The sequence below is a fragment of the Pseudomonas sp. MIL9 genome, assembly GCF_016887925.1.
GTDB lineage: Bacteria > Pseudomonadota > Gammaproteobacteria > Pseudomonadales > Pseudomonadaceae > Aquipseudomonas > Aquipseudomonas mohnii.
On sequence record NZ_JAFEHE010000029.1, the window covers coordinates 41,919 to 61,337 of the forward strand.

General features: G+C 61.2%; 15 protein-coding genes. 2 read left to right on the forward strand and 13 right to left on the reverse strand.

Annotated elements, in window-relative coordinates; all coding sequences use genetic code 11:
• Window positions 1-170 precede the first annotated feature (170 nt).
• The 8 genes from JQF37_RS26685 to JQF37_RS26720 all read right to left on the reverse strand — a co-directional run bounded on the left by JQF37_RS26685 (window position 171) and on the right by JQF37_RS26720 (window position 10,112).
• On the reverse strand, window positions 171-1,469 hold the full coding sequence (locus JQF37_RS26685) for an MFS transporter (protein ID WP_130210200.1): 1,299 nt from the start codon (window positions 1,467-1,469) through the stop codon (window positions 171-173).
• Window positions 1,470-1,760: 291 nt separating this feature from the next.
• Entirely contained in the window at window positions 1,761-1,940 is a 180-nt protein-coding gene (locus JQF37_RS26690) for a hypothetical protein (RefSeq protein ID WP_130210202.1), read from the reverse strand.
• The gene (locus tag JQF37_RS26695) at window positions 1,937-3,067 is read right to left on the reverse strand and encodes a PepSY-associated TM helix domain-containing protein (RefSeq protein ID WP_130210204.1); all 1,131 of its coding nucleotides are present in this window, start codon (window positions 3,065-3,067) and stop codon (window positions 1,937-1,939) included. Before JQF37_RS26695 ends, JQF37_RS26690 begins: the two co-directional genes overlap by 4 nt.
• Before the next feature lie 72 nt (window positions 3,068-3,139).
• Window positions 3,140-5,569: a TonB-dependent siderophore receptor gene (locus JQF37_RS26700; protein ID WP_130210206.1), complete on the reverse strand. Its 2,430-nt coding sequence runs from the start codon at window positions 5,567-5,569 to the stop codon at window positions 3,140-3,142.
• 214 nt (window positions 5,570-5,783) lie between these two features.
• A complete protein-coding gene (locus JQF37_RS26705; RefSeq protein WP_130210208.1) occupies window positions 5,784-6,767 on the reverse strand; it encodes a FecR family protein in 984 nt (327 codons plus the stop codon).
• Entirely contained in the window at window positions 6,764-7,282 is a 519-nt protein-coding gene (locus JQF37_RS26710; RefSeq protein WP_130210210.1) for an RNA polymerase sigma factor, read from the reverse strand. The genes JQF37_RS26705 and JQF37_RS26710 overlap by 4 nt, the downstream gene beginning before the upstream one ends.
• A gap of 185 nt (window positions 7,283-7,467) precedes the next feature.
• On the reverse strand, window positions 7,468-8,175 hold the full coding sequence (locus JQF37_RS26715; protein WP_130210212.1) for a 3'-5' exonuclease: 708 nt from the start codon (window positions 8,173-8,175) through the stop codon (window positions 7,468-7,470).
• Window positions 8,172-10,112: a putative nucleotidyltransferase substrate binding domain-containing protein gene (locus JQF37_RS26720; RefSeq protein ID WP_130210214.1), complete on the reverse strand. Its 1,941-nt coding sequence runs from the start codon at window positions 10,110-10,112 to the stop codon at window positions 8,172-8,174. The genes JQF37_RS26715 and JQF37_RS26720 overlap by 4 nt, the downstream gene beginning before the upstream one ends.
• Before the next feature lie 253 nt (window positions 10,113-10,365).
• Here JQF37_RS26720 and JQF37_RS26725 point away from each other — a divergent pair, with 253 nt between their 5' ends.
• Entirely contained in the window at window positions 10,366-10,812 is a 447-nt protein-coding gene (locus tag JQF37_RS26725; protein WP_130210216.1) for a response regulator, read from the forward strand.
• A gap of 105 nt (window positions 10,813-10,917) precedes the next feature.
• Here JQF37_RS26725 and JQF37_RS26730 read toward each other — a convergent pair whose 3' ends face one another.
• A complete protein-coding gene (locus JQF37_RS26730) occupies window positions 10,918-13,095 on the reverse strand; it encodes a malate synthase G (RefSeq protein ID WP_130210218.1) in 2,178 nt (725 codons plus the stop codon).
• Between the two features lie 576 nt (window positions 13,096-13,671).
• On the opposite strand from JQF37_RS26730, the gene JQF37_RS26735 reads away from it, so the two are divergent.
• Window positions 13,672-14,190 (forward strand): glycine cleavage system protein R, encoded by a 519-nt coding sequence (locus tag JQF37_RS26735; RefSeq protein ID WP_130210220.1) that lies wholly within the window; start codon window positions 13,672-13,674, stop codon window positions 14,188-14,190.
• Window positions 14,191-14,405: 215 nt separating this feature from the next.
• Here JQF37_RS26735 and rarD read toward each other — a convergent pair whose 3' ends face one another.
• The 4 genes from rarD to JQF37_RS26755 form a co-directional block, all read right to left on the reverse strand.
• Window positions 14,406-15,293 (reverse strand): EamA family transporter RarD, encoded by an 888-nt coding sequence (gene rarD / locus JQF37_RS26740; RefSeq protein ID WP_130210222.1) that lies wholly within the window; start codon window positions 15,291-15,293, stop codon window positions 14,406-14,408.
• Window positions 15,294-15,476: 183 nt separating this feature from the next.
• Window positions 15,477-16,451 (reverse strand): serine/threonine protein kinase, encoded by a 975-nt coding sequence (locus JQF37_RS26745; RefSeq protein ID WP_047534256.1) that lies wholly within the window; start codon window positions 16,449-16,451, stop codon window positions 15,477-15,479.
• Between the two features lie 179 nt (window positions 16,452-16,630).
• Window positions 16,631-18,532 (reverse strand): PhoX family phosphatase, encoded by a 1,902-nt coding sequence (locus JQF37_RS26750; RefSeq protein WP_130210224.1) that lies wholly within the window; start codon window positions 18,530-18,532, stop codon window positions 16,631-16,633.
• 67 nt (window positions 18,533-18,599) lie between these two features.
• Complete coding sequence (locus JQF37_RS26755) at window positions 18,600-19,364, reverse strand: TOBE domain-containing protein (RefSeq protein ID WP_130210226.1); 765 nt, start codon at window positions 19,362-19,364, stop codon at window positions 18,600-18,602.
• Window positions 19,365-19,419 lie beyond the last annotated feature (55 nt).

Consider the following 19,419-nt stretch of genomic DNA (forward strand, 5'->3'; position numbering starts at 1 on the left):
CGCAGCATAACGTGTGGATGCGATAGCTCAAGACCACCGTCACCTGTAGGAGCGAGCCAGTTCGCGAAAAACCTGAGAGCGCCGCGCGGTGTCAGGTGCGCGGCGTCATCGTTAACGACCATCGCGACGGTGCGACGATTCGACGGGCTCGCTCCTACAGGGGTTGTGTTTTAGCTGGCGGGTTGCAGCGTCTGTCCGGCTTCAGGGCCGGGAATCGCCTGAGGCTTGAGTTCACGAGCCACGGTCCAGACGATGAATGCCGCCACGATGTCGAAAATCGCCAGCACCACGAACAGCGGGCTGTAGCCGATCTTGGTCACCATCACGCCAAACACCAGGGTGAAGGCGGCCGCACCCAGGTAGCCGAACATGCCGCCCATGCCGGTGGCGGTGGCCACTTCGTTTTTGCCGAATGAGTCGGAGGTGATCGCGTACAACGCACCGGACAAGGTCTGGTGAGCGAAACCACCGATGCACAGCAACGCAATGGCGGTGTACGGGCTGGCGACCAGGCCGATGCATGCCGGGCCGATCATGCACGAAGCACCGAACAGCAGGACCATTTTGCGCGAGGTGAACAGCGACACTTTGCAGTACTTGTGGAAGAACGGGCTCAGGTAGCCGCCGAGCACGCAGCCCAGGTCAGCGGCGAGGAACGGCAGCCAGGCGAACATCGCGATTTCCTTGATGTTCATGTGCCGCTCGGTCATCAGGTACAGCGGGATCCACGCGTTGAAGGTTTGCCAGGCGGGCTCGGAGAGTATCCGGGCGCTGGCGATGGCGTAGAAGTTGCGGCTGCCGATGATCTTCTTCCAGCTGCCTTTTTTGTGGGTTGTGTCTTTGAAGTGATCTTCCTGGCCGCTGAGGATGTAGTCGCGTTCTTCATCGCTCAGGCGCTTCTGATCGCGTGGATGCTTGTAGAAAATCATCCACAGGAACGTCCAGGCCACGCCCAGGCCGCCCACGATCAGGAACGCCAGCTCCCAGCCGCTGTGCAGGATTGCCCAGACCACCAGAGGCGGCGCCAGCACGGCACCAATCGACGAGCCGATGTTGAACCAGCCGATGGCCACCGAGCGCTCTTTGGCGGGGAACCATTCGGTGGAGGTCTTGACCGCCGCCGGCAAACCGGCCGCTTCCGTCAGGCCGAGCAGGCCGCGGACAAACGCCAGTCCCTGCCAACCCGTCGCCAGTGCCGCCAGCGCGCAGGCGATCGACCAGGCGAACGCAAAAATGGCGAAGCCCATTTTGGTACCGATGGCATCGATGATGTAGCCGGCGACCGGTTGCATGAACGCATAGCAAAGCTGCCAGGCGACGACGATGTGCGAGTACTGCTCGGTGGAGATGTTCATTTCGCTCATCAGGGTCGGGGCGGCCACTGAGAGGGTATTGCGAGCCAGGTAGTTGACCATCAGGCCGGCAGTCACCAGACCGACCATCCACCAACGGATGCCTTTGACTTTCATCACTTCACCATTCTTTATTTTTGGATTTTTTGGTGCTGCAGTTGTTGTAGGTTGTCGTACAACATGCGTCTTTATAGAAGCACACAGGTTAAAGTGTCAATAAATATGTCAGGGGATTTGCAGGGTGAGGCGACCGGCGGAATAGATAGTCGTCGTATGACCTGTAGGAGCGAGCCTGTCGAATCGTCGCACCGTCGCGATGGTCGTCAACGATGACGGGGGGAGCCTGATGCCCGGCGGCGTATTCGAGTGCATCGCGAGCAGGGCTCGCTCCTACAGGGGGGGGGCGCGTCAATTGCGTTGCAGCAGACCGCGCAGGGCGAGGACGGCGGGGATGCCGAGGCCGAGCCAGCTCAGTGCGTCCCACACGCCATCGCCCAGCAGCGCGGCGAACAACCCTGCCGCTGTGAACAGAGCAATGACAGTGGGGGTGGCAAAGACCTTCCAGAAGTTCGACTGCCGGGGCCTCATGCCACGCTCTCCGCTTTTTCCAGCAGCGGTTTCGCGGCTTTGCGCCGTACCAGCCAAAGGTAAACCCCGCTGCCGAGCACGATGATCGTCAGCACATCCAGGGTCGCCCAGAGGATTTTCATCGGCAGGCCACCGTAGTCACCGAAGTGCAGTGGCTGCGACATGCCCATGGCGTCCATGTACCACGGGCGTTCGGCGACGGCTGTGACTTGCAGGGTGCTGGCGTCGATCAACACTGGCGTCAGCAGGTGCGAGGTCAGGTGCGTGCTGCCTTTCATGAACACCGCGTAATGGTGCTCGCTGGAGAAGCGGGTGCCGGGGAAGGCGATGAAGTCTGGCTGCATGTCTGGCGCGACTTCGTTGGCGATGTCCAGCAACCGGCTAGCGGGCGCCCGTTGTGTCAGCGGCGGGGCGTCGCGATACGGCGCGATCATCGCGCTGAGGCTGTCGTTGCGCCAGGCGGCGATCAGCAAGTCGGCGCAGGCGCTGATCACGCCGGTCATGCCGACCACCAAGGCCCAGGTCAGGGTCACGACACCGATCAGGTTGTGCAAATCGAGCCAGCGCAGCCGGGTGGATTTGTCCTGGCGCACGGTGGCGAATTTCAAGCGCCGCATGAACGGCAGATACAGCACGGTGCCGGAGATGATCGCCACCACGAACAGGATGCCCATGAACGCCAGCAACAACTTGCCCGGCAGCCCGGCGAACAGGTCTACATGCAAGCGCAGCATGACCATCATCAAGCCGCCGTTGGCCGACGGCATCTCCAGCGCTTCGCCGGTGCGGGCGTCGAGCATGAAGGTGTGAGACGAGTTCGGTTCGGTTCCCGCCGTGGGCGCCATGATCGCGATCACGGCGTTGGGCTCATCGTCCTCGAAACCGAAGTACTGCATGACGTCGCCGGGGCGATGCTGCTCGGCGGCCAGCACCAGTTGCTGCAAATTCAGGTGCGGAGTGTCCGCAGGCATTGGCTTCAGTTCGGCGGCGTCGCCCAGCCAATGGTCGATCTCGTGATGGAAAATCAGCGGCAGGCCGGTCAGGGCCAGCATCAGCAGGAACACTGTGCAGATCAGGCTGGACCAGGTGTGCACGGCGGACCAGCGGCGAATTGTTTTGCTTTTCATTTCATGGCCTTCGGAAATACCGAAGCCGTCCATGGAGGACGGCCTGGGTACAGGGTGTGTCAGATCAAGCCATTACCACTTGTAGGTGGCACTGGCGACGACACTGCGTTGGTCGCCGTAGTAGCAGTAGAAACCGTCGCAAGTGGAGATGTAGTCCTTGTCGAGCAGGTTGGTCGCGTTCAGTGCCAGCGAGGCGACTTTAAGGCTGTTGTCGAGACGGCCGAGGTCATAGTGAACAGCGGCGTCGAACACGGTGTAGGCGTCGGCCTTGCCTAGCCAGGTGTTGGCCTGGTCGCCGTAGGTGTTGCCGGTATAGCGCGCGCCGGCGCCGATGCCGAAACCGTCCAGCACGCCGTTGTGCCACGTGTAATCAGCCCACAGCGAAGCCTGCTGGTTAGGCATCAGTTGCAGGCGATTGCCCTTGAAGTCGCCTTTTTGCACTTCGGATTTGGCCAGGGTGTAAGCGGCGATGACCTTGAGATTCTCGGTCACGTCGGAAACGGCTTCCAGTTCCAGGCCTTTGACTTTCACTTCGCCGGTCTGGCTGGTGATCGAAACGTTATCGGCGTTGGTGGTGGTGACAGAGACGTTTTTCTGCGTCAGGTCATACACCGCAGCGCTCAGCAAGGTGTTGCTGCCCGGCGGTTGATATTTGAGGCCCAGTTCCCATTGCTCGCCTTCGGTCGGCTTGAACGAGTCGGTCGGCGAGGCCGTGGCTTTGCTGGTCGGCTGGAACGACTCGGCGTAGGACAAGTAGGGCACGAAGCCGTTGTCGAACACGTAGCTGATTGCCGCGTTGCCGCTGAATTTCTTGTCGCGTTCAGTGTTGGTTGCGTCGTCGTGATTGAAGAACCTGGTGCCGGTGTGGACCCAGTCTTCACGCCCCCCCAGGGTCAGGCGCCATTGATCGAGGGCCATCTGGTCCTGGACGTACAGGCCGGTCTGGTAGGTCTTCTGGTCGTAGTCATAGAACGCACTGGAGCGTGGTGGACGAACGATCGTCTGGCCGTAGATCGGGCTGACCACGTTGGTGGCCGGCGCGCTACCGAAGATCGAGGTGTAGTTGGTATTGCTGCGCTGGTGATCGAGACCGAGCAGCAGGGTGTGACGAATATCGCCGGTGTCGAAATCGGCCTGGAAGTTGTTGTCCACCGCAAACTGGCTGATGTCTTCGTCGGTGCTGGTGGTCGAGCGGCCGACGTTGCCTGCGTTGTCGACCTGGGTAAACGGGTAGGCGCCGACGGTGATGGTCTGGAAAGAAAGATCGGATTTGGTGTAGCGCAGGTTCTGCCGGAACTGCCAGACATCGTTGAAGCGATGCTCGAAGGCGTAGCCCAGTGCGTAATAGGTGCGGTCGTAGTATTCCCAGTCCGGGTCGCCCAGGTTCTTGTGATGGGAAACATCGCCGAACGGCATGTCGATCCTGGTGCCCTGGACCGGCAGGAACTGGCTGGTGATGCCGGTATCGTCACGGGTGAATTGTGTGAGCAGGGTGAAACGGGTGTCTTCGTCGATATTCCAGGTCAGGCTTGGCGCGATGTTGTAGCGCTTGTTGTCGACATGGTCGATCTGAGTGCCGCTGTCGCGCACGACACCGCTCAGGCTGTAGAGGAACTGACCTTCATCGTCGATCTTGCCGGTGCTGGCGAAATTGATCTGGCGCTGATTGTCGCTGCCGTATTGCAGCTGGATTTCATTGCTGGACTCGGCGCTGGGGCGGCGGCTGACCATGTCCAGCAGGCCGCCCGGCGGGGTCTGGCCGTAGAGGGAGGAGGCTGGGCCACGCAACAGGGCCAGGCGGTCGAGGTTCCAGGTTTCCTGTTTTGGGTTGGCGTATACGCCATTAGGCAGTGGCAGGCCGTCGAGGAATTGGGTGGGTTCGAAACCACGTACACGCAACCAGTCTGCACGGGTGTCGCTGCCGTAACTGCTGGCGGTGATGCCCGGCATATAGCGCACGGCGTCGTCGAGGCTGTGAACGTTGCGATCGTCCATCTGCTCGCGAGTGGCAACCGAAATCGAGCGCGGCACTTCGGCCAGAGCGGTGTCGGTCTTGGTCCCGGCGGCGGTGCGCTTGGCCAGGTAGCCTTGCACCGGTCCCCAGGCGCTTTCAGTGTCTTGTGTGCCGATCACGCTGGTCGCCGGCAGGGCCAAGGCGCCCTCGGGCACGGCCGCCAGGCTGTAGGTGCCGCTGCCGCTCTGCTCCAGTTGCAGGCCGCTGCCGCGCAAGGCTTCACGCAGGGCGCCAGGGGCGTCGAACTGGCCTTTGACCGGTGCCGAGGTCTTGCCCGCCGCCAGCGACGGATTGAGCGACAACGCCAGGCCGGCCTGGCTGGCGATTTGATTCAGCGTGCTGGCCAGGGGCGCGGCCGGCAGGTTATAGGCGCGAACGCTGGAGGCCTGTTCAGCGGCGATCAGTTGGCTACTGGCCAGGGGGGCGCAAAGCGCAATGGCAACCGCCAGCAAACGGGGGCGCAACAAGGTGTCTGGTGAACGGGACATACGGCGGCTCCTGAAAGGGAATACTTCTCAATTGCCTAGGTGCCGAGCGAAAACTGAAAAGTGATAGGGCGGGATGAAAATAATTTCGATTCAGTTATTTCGAGGTCATCGCGGACCAGCAGGAGCCGGTTTGCCCAGCTATGCCCTTTAAGGCCCCGCGTTTATCCAATGAGCATGGCGTTATCGTTAACGACCATCGCTGGCAGGCCAGCTCCTACAGGGGATTGCGCTTGGCCTCAGTCTTCGCCGCCACCGTCACCCACCATGAGGTGTGCTGCTCAATCTGCACCGGCAGGGTCGGCAGCAGGGCGTCCAGCGCCAGGTGGGTGTCCTTGAGCGGGAAGCTGCCGGTGATCCGCAGGTCGGCCACCTCCGGCGCCACACCCAGATGCCCGCGGCGATAGCGGCCGAGTTCGTGCACCAGGTCTCCCAGCCGCGCGTTGTCCACCACCAGCATGCCGCGCGTCCAGGCATCGGCGCCGAGGCCCAGCGCAGCCACCGGGCCCAGGCTGTCGTTGCGGATCAGCACTTGCTGGCCTTCGCGCAGGATCTGCTCATGCGGGCTCGATTCAGGGTGTGCGGCCACCGCCGACTGCAACACGCTCAGGCGCGTTCCTTCTGCTTCGCGCTTGACCAGAAAACGTGTACCCAGGGCGCGCATGCTGCCTTCGCGGGTTTCGACGATAAACGGCCGGGCATCGCCATGGGCGGTTTCGACCAGGATCTCGCCTTCCTGAAGAATGACCCGGCGCTGCTTCTCGTCGAAGCGCACGTCCACGGCGCTGTGGGTGTTGAGGTTGATCAGCGTGCCGTCGGCCAGGCGCAGGGTGCGTTGTTCGCCGGTGGCGGTGCGTTGGTCCGCCAGCCAATAGTCGAGCGGCAGGTAACGATCTGCGGTGAACAGCGCCAGGCCCATCACGGCGACGACGCTGGCCAGGCCGCTGCCAAGCTTGCGCACGCGTCGGCGAAGGTTGTCGCGCGATTGCAGCAGGGCGGTGCGGGCCGGGCCGCTGGCGACGCTGAAACGCTGGTCGAGCATGCCCAGCTGGCGCCAGGCGCGAGCGTGTTCTTCGTGGGCGGCATGCCATTTGGCGAACGCTTCACGCTCGACCGGGTTGCCGGAGTCCAGCGACAGCTGCCAGGCAATCGCGGCGTCCAGTACCTGTGCCGATACCGGCCTGGAACTGATCGGGTTCATGTCGGCTCACCGTACAGCGCGATGTAGCACTGCCGAATGCCCTGGGCCAGGTACTGGCGCACCCGTGGTACCGATACGCCCAGGCGTTCGGCGATTTGCGCGTGATTGAGGCCGTCGAGACGGTTGTAGAGAAACGCCGCCCGCGCCTTGCTCGACAGCTTACCGAGCAGGCGATCGATGTTTTTCAGGTCTTCGAGGATCATTTGCTGTTCTTCCACCGACGGTTGCTCGGCTTCGGGAATCAGCATCAGTTCGTTGAGGTAAGCCTGTTCCAGTGCGGCTCTGCGGAAGTGGTCAAACAGCAGGCCTTTGGCAATTGCCACCAGAAAGGCCCGAGGCTCGCGCGGCTCCTTCAATTGCTCACGGCCGAGCAAACGCACGAACGTGTCCTGACTCAGGTCTTCGGCCCGTTGCGGGCAGGCAACGTTGCGCCGAAGCCAGGCCAATAGCCAACCGCGATGGTCGCGATATAACGCACCGACGAGCTCATTCTGGGGGCCTGGGACTGACGTCACGTTGCATTACCGATTGGGAAGCGTTAACTAACGAGAATAATTCGCGATTGTGTCAGAGGCGGGGGAGGTAAAGCAATTGGCGTTGGTCGGGAGGCCGCGTCATCGTTTATCGCGGGCAAGCCACGTTCCCACAGGGATTGTGCATAACCTTGTGGGAACGATGAGGCCGGAACAGCGGCCGAAGATCAGAAGGACGGTGTGCGCTGCCGTCGCTTCCACTGATTCAGGCGCTGCTGCAAATTCAACGGGCTATGAATCTGCTGCTGCCGTGCCCGGCTGAACAGGATCAGCGCCAGTTCGGCGGTGGCCAGGGCATCGGCGCTGGCGTTGTGGCGCTCGAAGACTTCGAGCTTGAACCAGTCGATCCATTCGTCCAGTCCGGCTTCGCGGATGTTGGCTTGCGGGCAAAGCATCGGGGCGATGTCCGCCACATCCAGAAAGGGATGCTGCAACTTGTAGCCCAGATGATCTTTCAAGGCGCGGCCGAGCATGTGTTGGTCGAAAGGGGCATGAAAGGCCAGGATCGGGCTGTCGCCGACGTACTCCATGAATTCGACCAATGCCAGCGCCGGGTCGCTGCCGGCGGCAATCGCGCTGGGGCCGATGCCGTGGATCAATACGCTGGGACCGAGTTTGACTTCGGTGCATTGCAGGGTGCGTTCGAACTGTTGGCTGAAATCGATCGCACCGTCCTCGATCACCACTGCGCCGATGGACAGCACGCGGTCCTTGTTCAGGTTCAGCCCGGTGGTTTCCAGGTCCAGCACTACCCAGCGCTGTTCGCGCAGGCTGCATTCACTCAGTCCCGTCGCTGTTGGCAAGCGTTGCAGGCGTAGTTGCAGCTCCCCGGAAAGGATCGGGCCGCCCGGGCGCAGCCATGAAAACAGGCTCATAGCTGATACCGCAGGGTCAGGCTGCTTTGCAGGCGTTGGGCCTGGCGCAGGGATTCACGCAGGATGCGTCGGTCCAGATGATTGAGGCTGTCCGGGTCCACGCGGTTGGAGTAGGGCAGGTTTTCCCGGGTCTGGCGTTGATGTTGCTGCATGCGGGTTTGCTGAATGAAGTGATACGCCTCTTCATACGCTGCACCGTCCAGGGCGTCGATGACCTCCTTGTCGACCAACTGGCGAAACCGCTCCAGCGTGTTGTTCGCTTCGACGCCGTTGGCCAGGGCCAGTAAACGTGCAGCATCGACGAACGGGGTCAGGCCCTGGACCTTCAGGTCGAGGGTGGCCTTCTCGCCATTTTTCCGGGCCAGTACAAACTCACGGAAACGGCCCACGGGCGGACGATTGCGCAAGGCATTCTCGGCCATCATGCGCTGGAACAAGCGGTTGTCGCCGACTTGATCGAGAATTCCGCGGCGCAACTGTTCGCAGCCTTGCTCGCTGCCCCAGACCACGCGCAAATCGAAATAGATACTCGAAGCGAGCAGGTTCTCCGGCGTTGCCTCGCGGATAAATGCTGCAAAACGCCGAGCCCATTCGGTTCGGGACAAACACAGCTCGGGGTTGCCGGCCATGATGTTGCCCTTGCACAGGGTGAAGCCGCACAGGGCCAGGCTCTGGTTGATCTGCTGGGCGATGGGCAGCAACTTGCCGCGAATTTCAGCGGCGTGGGCGGCGTCCCGCGCTTCAAAAAGGATGCCGTTGTCCTGATCCGTGTGCAGGGTTTGCTCGCGGCGCCCTTCGCTGCCGAAACACAGCCAACTGAACGGCACGCCGGGATCGCCTTTTTCGGCCAGGGTCAACTCGATCACCCGGCACACGGTGTGGTCGTTGAGCAGGGTGATGATGTGGGTGATCTGGGTCGAAGACGCGCCGTGGGCCAGCATGCGTTCCACCAGTTGACCGATCTCGCCGCGCAGGGTGACCAGGTTTTCCACGCGCTGGGCGCTGCGAATGGTGCGCGCCAGGTGCACCAGGTCGACCCGTTGCAGGGAAAACAGGTCACGTTCCGAGACCACACCGCACAGGCGCTGGTTCTTGACCAGGCAGACGTGGGCGATGTGGCGCTCGGTCATGGCAATGGCGGCGTCAAAGGCGCTGTGATCCGGCGACAGGAAAAACGGCGCATGGGTCATGTGCTGTTCGATGGTTTCGTTGAAGTCATTCGTGCCGTTGGCCACGACCTGACGCAAGTCACGCAGGGTGAAAATCCCCAGCGGCGCCTTTTGTGCGTCGACCACCACAATGCTGCCCACCTGCTGTTCATGCATCAGGGTCACGGCTTCGCGCAGGGGGGTCTCCGGGCTGCAGGTCACCGGATGGCGCATGGCCAGTTCGCCGAGGCGGGTGTTGAGCGAGTATTGGGTGCCGAGGGTTTCCACGGCCTTTTGCTGGACCTGCTGGTTGACTTGATCCAGCAGGCTACTGACGCCGCGTAGGGCAAAGTCGCGGAAGGTGCTGGAAATGGCGAACAGTTTGATGAACGCGAGCTTGTTCAGCTGTAGGCAAAAAGTGTCTTCGGCGGCGAGATGCTCGGTGCGGGTCGCCCGCTCGCCCAGCAACGCGGCGAGGGGAAAACACTCGCCGGTGGTGATTTCGAAGGTCGTTTCAGTGCCGCCCTTGGCCGTGTGCGGACGTTCGCCCACGACCCGGCCCTGCTTGACGATGTAAAAGTGCTCAACCGGGCCATCGGCCGGCTTGATGATGCTTTCGCCGGGCGCATAAAAACGCAGCTGACACTGTTCAACCAGGTACGCCAGGTGCGCGTGTTCCATTTGATTGAAGGGCGGGAAGCGCTGAAGGAATTGCAAGGTGCCCTGGATGTTCTGCAACACCGCGGTTTTCCCTGCCTGTGTGAAGGCGTCCGCTTTACTCATAACCATAACCGCAGTCTTTTTGGATTTTTTGTCGTCGGATGACTCGGTCATGGTCGGCCCCTGCGGTCCGGGTGCCCATTGGACGTAAGTCTAGGTAGGTGATGTGTGTGAGGGAATGTCGGAAAAGCCTTACGCAATTGTACGAAAAACCTCTCAGCCTCCCTATTGGAAAAATATCCGACGAAGTGCACATTGAAGGTCTGCTTAGCGATGTCTGACCACTGTGCTAGGGAATTGAACTGAACATGTAGAGAAAGCCATGTCCGACCACGATATTTTGAGTGATGCCGAGCGCGAGGCGCTCAGTGCCGTCATGCTGGAACCTGACTTGCCGCCGCAGCGCGTGCTGGTCGTCGATGACGATAAAGACGCCCGGGAATTGCTGTCGGAAATTCTGGCGCTGGACGGGATTCGCTGCCTGACCGCCGCCAGTGGCGAGACCGCACTCAAAATGCTGGCAGAGAAACCGGCGATTGGCCTGGTGATCACCGATCTGCGAATGGGCCACATAGGCGGCCTGGATCTGATCCGCCGGGTGCGTGAGTCGGAGCGGGCGGCGATGCCGATCATCATCGTCTCGGGGGATGCCGACGTGAAGGACGCCATTGCGGCGATGCATTTGAGTGTGGTGGATTTCCTGCTCAAGCCAATTGATAGCGGCCAGTTGCTGGGGCTGGTGAAGCATGAGTTGGGGATGGAGTCTTAGGCCAGACCTGTCAGCGCCGCTTGCTCCCACAGGGAACCGCATTTGCAAAAGAAAAAGCCCTGATCTTTCGATCAGGGCTTTTTCATGTCCGGCGCAAACGCTCAGTTACAGGCCATTGGCAGCCTTGAACTCGCGGCGACGACGGTGCAGGACCGGCTCGGTGTAGCCGTTCGGCTGCTGGGTACCTTCGATCACCAGTTCGACGGCTGCCTGGAAGGCGATGTTGCTGTCGAAGTTCGGTGCCAGCGGACGGTACAGAGCATCCCCGGCATTCTGACGGTCCACCACCGGCGCCATGCGCTTGAGGCTTTCCATCACTTGCTCTTGAGTGACGATACCGTGACGCAGCCAGTTGGCGATGTGCTGGCTGGAAATACGCAGCGTCGCACGGTCTTCCATCAGGCCGATGTCGTTGATGTCCGGCACTTTCGAACAGCCGACGCCCTGGTCGATCCAGCGCACCACATAACCGAGAATGCCCTGGGCGTTGTTGTCCAGTTCGTTCTTGATCTGCTCGGCGGTCCACTGCGGATTGACCGCCAGCGGGATGGTCAGGATGTCGTCCACCGAGGCGTGAGCACGTTTGGCCAGTTCGGCCTGACGCGCGAACACGTCAACCTTGTGGTAATGCAGTGCGTGCAAGGCAGCGGCGGTCGGCGAAGGGACCCAGGCGGTGTTGGCGCCGGCCAGTGGATGAGCGATTTTCTGTTCGAGCATCGCGGCCATCAGGTCCGGCATGGCCCACATGCCTTTACCGATTTGTGCGCGACCTTGCAGGCCGGTGCTCAAGCCGATATCGACGTTGGAGTTCTCGTAGGCGCCAATCCATTTTTCCGCCTTCATGTCGGCCTTGCGCACCATCGGGCCGGCTTCCATGGAAGTGTGGATTTCGTCACCGGTACGGTCGAGGAAGCCGGTGTTGATGAACACCACACGCTCGCTGGCCGCCTTGATGCAGGCCTTGAGGTTGATCGTGGTACGACGCTCCTCGTCCATGATCCCGACTTTGAGGGTGTTGCATGGCAGGGCCAGCACGTCTTCGATGCGACCGAACAGCTCGTTGGTGAACGCCGCTTCTTCCGGGCCGTGCATTTTCGGTTTGACGATGTAGATCGAACCGGTGCGGGTGTTTTTGCGCGACGTGTTGCCGTTCAGGTTGTGCAGTGCGGCCAGGCAAGTGACCAGGCCATCGAGGATACCTTCCGGCACTTCGTTGCCGTCTTTATCGAGGATCGCGTCGATGGTCATCAGGTGACCGACGTTGCGCACGAACAGCAACGAACGGCCATGCAGGCTCAGTTCACTGCCATCGATGGCGGTGTAGGTGCGGTCGGCGTTCATGGTGCGGGTAAACGTCTGACCACCCTTGGAGACTTCTTCCGACAGATCGCCCTTCATCAGGCCGAGCCAGTTGCGGTAGATCACCACTTTGTCATCGGCATCGACTGCAGCGACCGAGTCTTCGCAGTCCATGATGGTGGTCAGCGCCGCTTCCATCAGGATGTCTTTGACGCCGGCAGCATCGGTCTGGCCAACCGGGGTGCTGGCATCGACCTGGATTTCGAAATGCAGGCCGTGGTTTTTCAGCAGGATCGCGGTGGGGGCCGAAGCAGCGCCCTGGAAGCCGATCAGTTGGGCATCGTTGCGCAGGCCGGTGTTGCTGCCGCCTTTGAGGGCGACCACCAGTTTGCCGTCAACGATGGTGTAGCGGGTGGAGTCGACGTGGGAGCCGGCCGCCAATGGCGCCGCTTCGTCGAGGAAGGCGCGGGCGAAGGCGATGACCTTGTCGCCGCGCACCTTGTTGTAGCCTTTGCCTTTTTCCGCGCCGTCAGCTTCGCTGATCGCGTCGGTGCCGTAGAGCGCGTCATACAGCGAACCCCAGCGGGCGTTCGAAGCATTGAGCGCGAAACGGGCGTTCATGACCGGCACCACGAGTTGCGGGCCGGCCATACGGGCGATTTCATCATCGACGTTTTGCGTCGTTGCCTGGAAATCGGCCGCTTCTGGCAGCAGATAACCGATGTCTTGCAGGAAGGCTTTATAGGCCACGGCGTCGTGTGGCTGACCGGCACGGGATTGGTGCCAGCCATCGATACGAGCCTGGAAATCATCGCGTTTGGCGAGTAGGGCTTTGTTCTTCGGCGCCAGGTCATGAATGACCTTGTCGGCACCGGCCCAGAACGTGTCGGCGGTGAGGCCGGAACCGGGAATGGCTTCGTTGTTCACGAAGTCGAACAGGACTTTGGCGACCTGCAGGCCACCGACTTGAACGTGTTCAGTCATTGCTTGCCTCACTCTGCTCAGCTATTTCGCTTTTCAGCTCTTCAATTTAACAATGAAGCCTTTGGCATTTAAACCACAAACCCTGGGACCAGTACATGCCATTTCTGACGGCTGGGTGGGGACCAATCAACGGCGCGGAGACCGTGCTGACGGGGCTTTCAGGGATGCGACTGCGCCTGAGGCAGACATCGATCCAACGTTATGTAGTGCGCGCTGCGGCATACTACATGATGAATTGCGGTTGTGAAAATTAGACTAATTACGTCGTTCTGCGACCCCATGACGCATTGCAGTCACGTCGAGGATCGGGATGTTCTCAAAAAAGCATGAGATTGTTCCAGTTAAATATAAAAAGTTGTACACATAATCTTTGATGGCCCGGCTATGGGGCTTTGTTTTCGGTGGCGAGGGAGCTTGCTCCCGCTGGTTTGCGAAGCAAGCCCAAAAGCTTTACGACCGCTACACGGTCGAGCGGGAGCACGCTCCCTCGCCACAGAAAAGCAGTGCCAAGCCGATTCCGGCGCCTTGCCTATACTTGGTTTTCTATAACAAAAGTCATGACCAGAGGGCTGCGCCATGGACCACCTCGTACTCACTGTTTTCGCTCCAGACAAGCCAGGGCAGGTCGAGCGCATCGCCCAATGCATTGCCGAGCACGGCGGCAACTGGCTGGAAAGCCGCATGTCGCGCATGGCCGGGCAGTTCGCCGGGATCCTTCGGGTCGGTGTACCGGCAGAGGCCTACGATGAGCTGGTCGATGCCCTGCAAGGTTTGTCCGCCCAAGGCATTCGCGTCTTGATCGCCGAAAGCGGCATCGAGCAATCGTGCACCTGGAAACCCATCGCCATGGAGTTGGTCGGCAATGACCGGCCGGGAATCGTGCGTGATATCACCCGACTGTTGAGTGAGCAGGGCGTGAACCTGGAACGACTGGTGACGGAGGTGCGGCCGGCACCGATGAGCAGTGAGCCGCTGTTCCACGCCGAAGCGATTCTCGCAGTGCCGTTGACCTTGTCCCTGGATGTACTGCAATCGCGCCTGGAAACCCTGGCCGACGATCTGATGGTGGAATTGGTGCTGCGCAGCGAGCCTTGATCAGGTTATCCAAGTTAAACGTGCACCTGCCTGTGGATAACCTGTAGAGACAGCCCGCCAGGCCACGCCGGTCGGGGCTTTTCAGGATCTGATCAAAAAACCAGCAGTTTCAGCGACTTGCGCACATTCGCCGGGGATCAGGCTGTGGATAACCTTGGGAAGGAACGATGCAGGCCACGGTAGACGTGGCCTGCAGAGGTTTGTACGTTTTTTGATCAGCTTCGGCGGCGCAGGCTGAGCCAGGCATCGACGCTGTAAACGGCCAGGCCGGCCCAGATAAAGATGAAGGCCAGCAACGTACTCGACGACAGGTGTTCGCCAAACAGCAGCACGGCTTGCAACAACACCAATGTCGGTGCCACGTACTGGAGGAATCCCAGCGTGGTGTAGGGCAAATGCCGTGCAGCGGCGTTGAAGCAGACCAGCGGCACCAGCGTCACCGGGCCGGCAGCGACCAGCCACCAGGCTTCGGACGTCGTCCAGAACTCAGGTTGAGCACTCACAGCGGTCGGATTGAACAGCAGCCAGGCGATGGCGATCGGCACCAGCATCCAGGTTTCCACCACCAGCCCCGGCAATGCCTTGACCGGTGCCTGTTTGCGGATCAGCCCGTAGCAACCGAAGGTCAGGGCCAGCACCAGCGACACCCATGGCAGGCTCCCTACCTGCCACACCTGCTGCGCCACGCCGACCGCCGCCAGACCCACGGCGATCCATTGCATGCGCCGCAATCGTTCGCCGAGGATCAGCATGCCCAGCAGCACGTTCACCAGTGGGTTGATGTAGTAACCCAGGCTGGCTTCAAGCATGCGTCCGTTGTTCACCGACCAGACGTAGGTCAGCCAGTTGGCGGCGATCAGCGTGCCGCTCAGGGCCAGGATCGCCAGTCGTTTCGGGTTCTCCCGCAGCTCGCGCCACCAGCCCGGATGTTTCCAGACCATCAGCAGCAACGTGCCGAACAGCGCCGACCACAACACACGGTGGATGATGATCTCCACAGAGGGCACGCTGGCGATGGCTTTGAAGTAGAGCGGGAAAACTCCCCAGATGATGTAGGCACTCAGGCCCAGGATGTACCCCCGACGGAGGTTGGCAGCTTGCATGCAGAGTCCTTGCTTAGGCAGCTAACAAAGAGGGGATTGTAAGGAGATTTGTCCTGATGTGCTGATCCTTGTAGGAGCGAGCCTGCTCGCGATGAACTCAAAGGCGCCGCGGGGTATCAGGTTCCCCGCGTTATCGTTCTCGACCATCGCGAGCAGGCTCGCTCCTACAGGGGGCGCTGCTGTTTAGAAGAGTTTCAGCGGCTCTTCGTTGAGGGCCGCGAGTTGTTCACGCAACGCCAACACCTGATCGCCCCAATACCTTTCCGTCCCGAACCACGGAAAGCTGCGCGGGAAGGCCGGGTCGTCCCAGCGGCGGGCGAGCCAGGCGCTGTAGTGCATCAGGCGCAAGGCGCGCAGCGGTTCGATCAAGGCCAGTTCGCGCGGGTTGAAATCGTGGAACTCGTTGTAACCGTCCATCAATTCCGACAACTGCCCCAGGCAATCCTGGCGATCACCCGCCAGCATCATCCAGATGTCCTGCACCGCAGGGCCCATGCGGCAGTCATCGAGGTCGACGATGTGGAACATCTCGTCGCGGCACATCATGTTGCCGGGGTGGCAGTCGCCGTGCATGCGGATGTTCTGGTGCGGGGTGGCGTCGTAGACCTCTTCCACGCGCTTGAGCAGGTCGCGGGCTACTGACTCGTAAGCGGGCAACAGGCTGCGGGGGACGAAGTTGCCTTCGAGCAAGGTAGTCAGCGAGTCGTAACCGAAGTTCTTCACACCCAGGGCTTCACGGTGCTGGAACGGTTTGGTCGCACCCACCGCGTGCAGGCGCCCGAGCAATTGCCCCAGGCGATACAACTGATCGAGGTTGCCCGGCTCCGGCGCACGGCCACCCCGGCGGGGGAACAGGGTGAAACGAAAGCCTTTGTGTTCGTGCAGGGTTTCACCGTTGTGGATCAACGGCGCGACGACCGGCACCTCGACGTCAGCGAGTTCGAAGGTGAACTGGTGTTCTTCGAGAATCGCTTCGTTGGTCCAGCGCTGCGGGCGGTAGAACTTGGCGATCAGCGGCTCGGAGTCTTCGATGCCGACTTGATAGACGCGGTTCTCATAGCTGTTGAGCGCCAGAATGCGCGCGTCGCTGAGAAAGCCGATGCTTTCGACGGCATCGAGCACGAGGTCTGGGGTGAGGGTTTCAAACGGATGGGCCATGCTGACTCCTGCGCGCAGCAGGCTGCCGCGTCCGGCCAAGCATGGTAGCGCAGACGGGGCATCTTTAGTGACTGGGCTTGAGATGTGTGTGGTTTGGGCTGACGTCATCGCGAGCAGGCTCGCTCCCACAGGTTCGGTGTTGCCCATGTGGGAGCGAGCCTGCTCGCGATGAGGCCGGATCAGGCGCCGACGACCCCGCCATCCTCGCGGGTAATCGCCATCACCGAAGAGCGCGGCTTGCCGTTCGGCAAATGCTCGGGGAAGGTCGAACCACCGTTTTCGCCAGGATGCTGAATCCCGACGAACAGCGTCTTCTGATCCGGCGAGAAGCTGATCCCTGTCACCTCGCAACCAATCGGCCCGACCATGAAACGGCGAATCTCACCCGTCTTCGGGTCGGCGCAGAGCATCTGGTTGTTGCCCATGCCAGCAAAGTCGCCGGCATTGCTCATGTCGCCATCGGTCAGAATCCACAAGCGCCCGGCTTTGTCGAAACCCAATCCGTCCGGGCTGTTGAACATGTTCTGTGCGGTGATGTTTGACGATCCGCCTTTTGGCGTCCCGGCGTGCACCTGCGGGTTGCCTGCGACCACGAACAAGTCCCAGGCGAAGGTGTTCGCGCCATGGTCGTCGCGATCGGTGCGCCAGCGCAGGATTTGCCCGTAGACGTTCTTCTCCCGCGGGTTCGGACCGCCTACCGGCTGGCCGTCTTCACCGCGTTTGGCGTTGTTGGTCAACGTGCAGTAAACCTGGCCGTCCGTGGGGCTGACGACGATCCATTCCGGGCGGTCCATGCGCGTGGCTTTGACCACGCTGGCGGCCAGGCGCGCATGAATCAGCACCTCGGCCTGATCGGCAAAACCGCTGCTGGCGTCGATGCCATTCTTGCCGTGGGTCAGTTCGATCCATTCACCCTGGCCCTTGGGGTGATCAGCATTACCGTCGCCGGCGTCGAAACGCGCCACGTACAAGGTGCCGTGGTCCAGCAGGTCGCGGTTGGCCTTGGGGTTCTTGTGGTTGATCTTGTCGCGGCTGACGAATTTGTAGATGAACTCGCCGCGTTCGTCGTCGCCCATGTACACCACGGCGCGACCGTCGCCGGTTTCCGCCAGGGCCGCGTTTTCATGTTTGAAGCGGCCCAGCGCGGTGCGTTTGACCGGGGTCGATTTCGGGTCGAACGGGTCGATCTCCACCACCCAGCCGTGACGGTTCAGTTCGTTGGGGTTTTTGGCCAGGTCGAAGCGCTCGTTGTGCGGGTGCCAGTTGATTTCTTTGCTGGTCGCCACCGCGCCGTAGCGTTTCTGTGCGGCATCGAATTTCTGTTCGGCGTTGCTGCTGCCGAAGCAGTCGGTGAAGTTCTCTTCGCAGGTCAGATAGGTGCCCCAGGGCGTCTTGCCGTTGGCGCAGTTCTGGAATGTCCCGAGGACGTTTTTGCCGTGCGGATCGGCGCTGGTTTTCAACAGGTCGTGGCCAGCGGCCGGGCCGCTCAGGCTGATCGGCGAATTGCCGTGGATGCGTCGGTTGTAGTGCGAGCCCTGGACGAACTGCCAGTGACCGTTCTTGCGCTGCACCTCGATCACCGACACGCCTTCGCAGGCCAGCGCCTTGCGCACGTCTTGCGCCGACTGCGGCATGCCGCCGTGGGGATAGAGGTAGCGGTAGTTGGTGTATTCGTTGTTGATCGCCATCAGCGCCCGGTCTTTTTCACCGGGGAATTCGAACAGGCTCATGCCGTCGTTGTTGTCGCCGAACTGCACTTCCTGATGCTCGGCCGTGCCATTGCCGCTCGGGTCGAAGGCCGGGCCGTTTTTCTGCAGCGGTTGGCCCCAGCTGATCAGTACCGATGATTTGTAGCCTGGCGGCAGGGTGATCGCGTCGCTGGTGGCGGCGGGGATGCTGTCGAAACCCAGCAACTGGCTGGTGCCTGCACTGACGCTGGCGGCCAGTACGCTACGGCTCAACAGGTTGCCGCCGAGAAACATGGCGGCACCGCACAGGGCGCCCGCGCTGATGAAACCGCGACGGCTGAGGCCGACCATTTGTTCGAGGTCGGTGGGTTGGTTGTCTTTTAATAGGCTCACATCAGGCTCCCTGCGTATTTTGCAGTCACCTTAATGATGGGTGATGACGCTTTTGTTGCAGTTGTCCTTACAGCGGCGTGCCGAGCAGGACGTTGGACGGCGAGAACTGCACGCGTACCGGTTTTCCGGTGCTCAACTGGCGCGATTGCAAATGCCGGGATTCGGCCAGTGCGCAGAGCGTTTGGCCATTGGGCAGGCCGATGCGCACTTCGCAGGGGCCGTCCTCGGCGTCGAGAATCTCCTCGATAATGCCTTCCAGGCAATTGTGTCCGGCTGTTGCGTCGTCGTCGCTGCCCAGCACCTCGAGCCAACCGGCCTTGATCAGGGCCACGACTTCGGTACCGGTTTGCAGGTCCAGGCGCAGGGTGCTGTCGTGAGTGATTTGCGCATCGAGGCTCAAGCCAGCGGCCAATTCGAGGCGAATCCGGTCGTTGTAGCCCTGGGTTTCAATGGCCGCGACCTTACCGTGCAACTGATTGCGTGCGCTGGTCCGGAGCATCAGCCGGCCAAGCAAGTCGAGGTCGCTGGCGTCCTCGGCGGCCTCCAGTACCTGGGCCTGCAGCGCCTGAAGCTTCTGATAGAGGCGCAACACGCGCTCGCCTTCGGCGGACAGTCTGGCGCCGCCACCGCCCTTGCCGCCGACACTGCGTTCCACCAACGGTTTCTGCGCGAGGTTGTTCAGCTCGTCGATGGCATCCCAAGCGGCCTTGTAGCTCAGCCCCGCGCTCTTCGCCGCGCGAGTGATCGAACCTTGCTCGGCGATGTGTTGCAGCAAGGCGATGCGTTGCGGGCGGCGGACAATGTGCTGGGACAACAACGTAGGCAAGGACATGGCAAGACGCTTTGGGCTGTGACGAGGGTGAGGACGTTGGCGGCTCGGGGCCCGG

Excerpts from the sequence above, each read along its gene's own strand:
- JQF37_RS26685 (WP_130210200.1), bottom strand. The coding sequence starts at position 1,469 with ATGAAAGTCAAAGGCATCCGTTGGTGGATGGTCGGTCTGGTGACTGCC.
- JQF37_RS26690 (WP_130210202.1), bottom strand. The coding sequence starts at position 1,940 with ATGAGGCCCCGGCAGTCGAACTTCTGGAAGGTCTTTGCCACCCCCACT.
- JQF37_RS26695 (WP_130210204.1), bottom strand. The coding sequence starts at position 3,067 with ATGAAAAGCAAAACAATTCGCCGCTGGTCCGCCGTGCACACCTGGTCC.
- JQF37_RS26700 (WP_130210206.1), bottom strand. The coding sequence starts at position 5,569 with ATGTCCCGTTCACCAGACACCTTGTTGCGCCCCCGTTTGCTGGCGGTT.
- JQF37_RS26705 (WP_130210208.1), bottom strand. The coding sequence starts at position 6,767 with ATGAACCCGATCAGTTCCAGGCCGGTATCGGCACAGGTACTGGACGCC.
- JQF37_RS26715 (WP_130210212.1), bottom strand. The coding sequence starts at position 8,175 with ATGAGCCTGTTTTCATGGCTGCGCCCGGGCGGCCCGATCCTTTCCGGG.
- JQF37_RS26720 (WP_130210214.1), bottom strand. The coding sequence starts at position 10,112 with ATGGTTATGAGTAAAGCGGACGCCTTCACACAGGCAGGGAAAACCGCG.
- JQF37_RS26725 (WP_130210216.1), top strand. The coding sequence starts at position 10,366 with ATGTCCGACCACGATATTTTGAGTGATGCCGAGCGCGAGGCGCTCAGT.
- JQF37_RS26730 (WP_130210218.1), bottom strand. The coding sequence starts at position 13,095 with ATGACTGAACACGTTCAAGTCGGTGGCCTGCAGGTCGCCAAAGTCCTG.
- JQF37_RS26735 (WP_130210220.1), top strand. The coding sequence starts at position 13,672 with ATGGACCACCTCGTACTCACTGTTTTCGCTCCAGACAAGCCAGGGCAG.
- rarD (WP_130210222.1), bottom strand. The coding sequence starts at position 15,293 with ATGCAAGCTGCCAACCTCCGTCGGGGGTACATCCTGGGCCTGAGTGCC.
- JQF37_RS26745 (WP_047534256.1), bottom strand. The coding sequence starts at position 16,451 with ATGGCCCATCCGTTTGAAACCCTCACCCCAGACCTCGTGCTCGATGCC.
- JQF37_RS26755 (WP_130210226.1), bottom strand. The coding sequence starts at position 19,364 with ATGTCCTTGCCTACGTTGTTGTCCCAGCACATTGTCCGCCGCCCGCAA.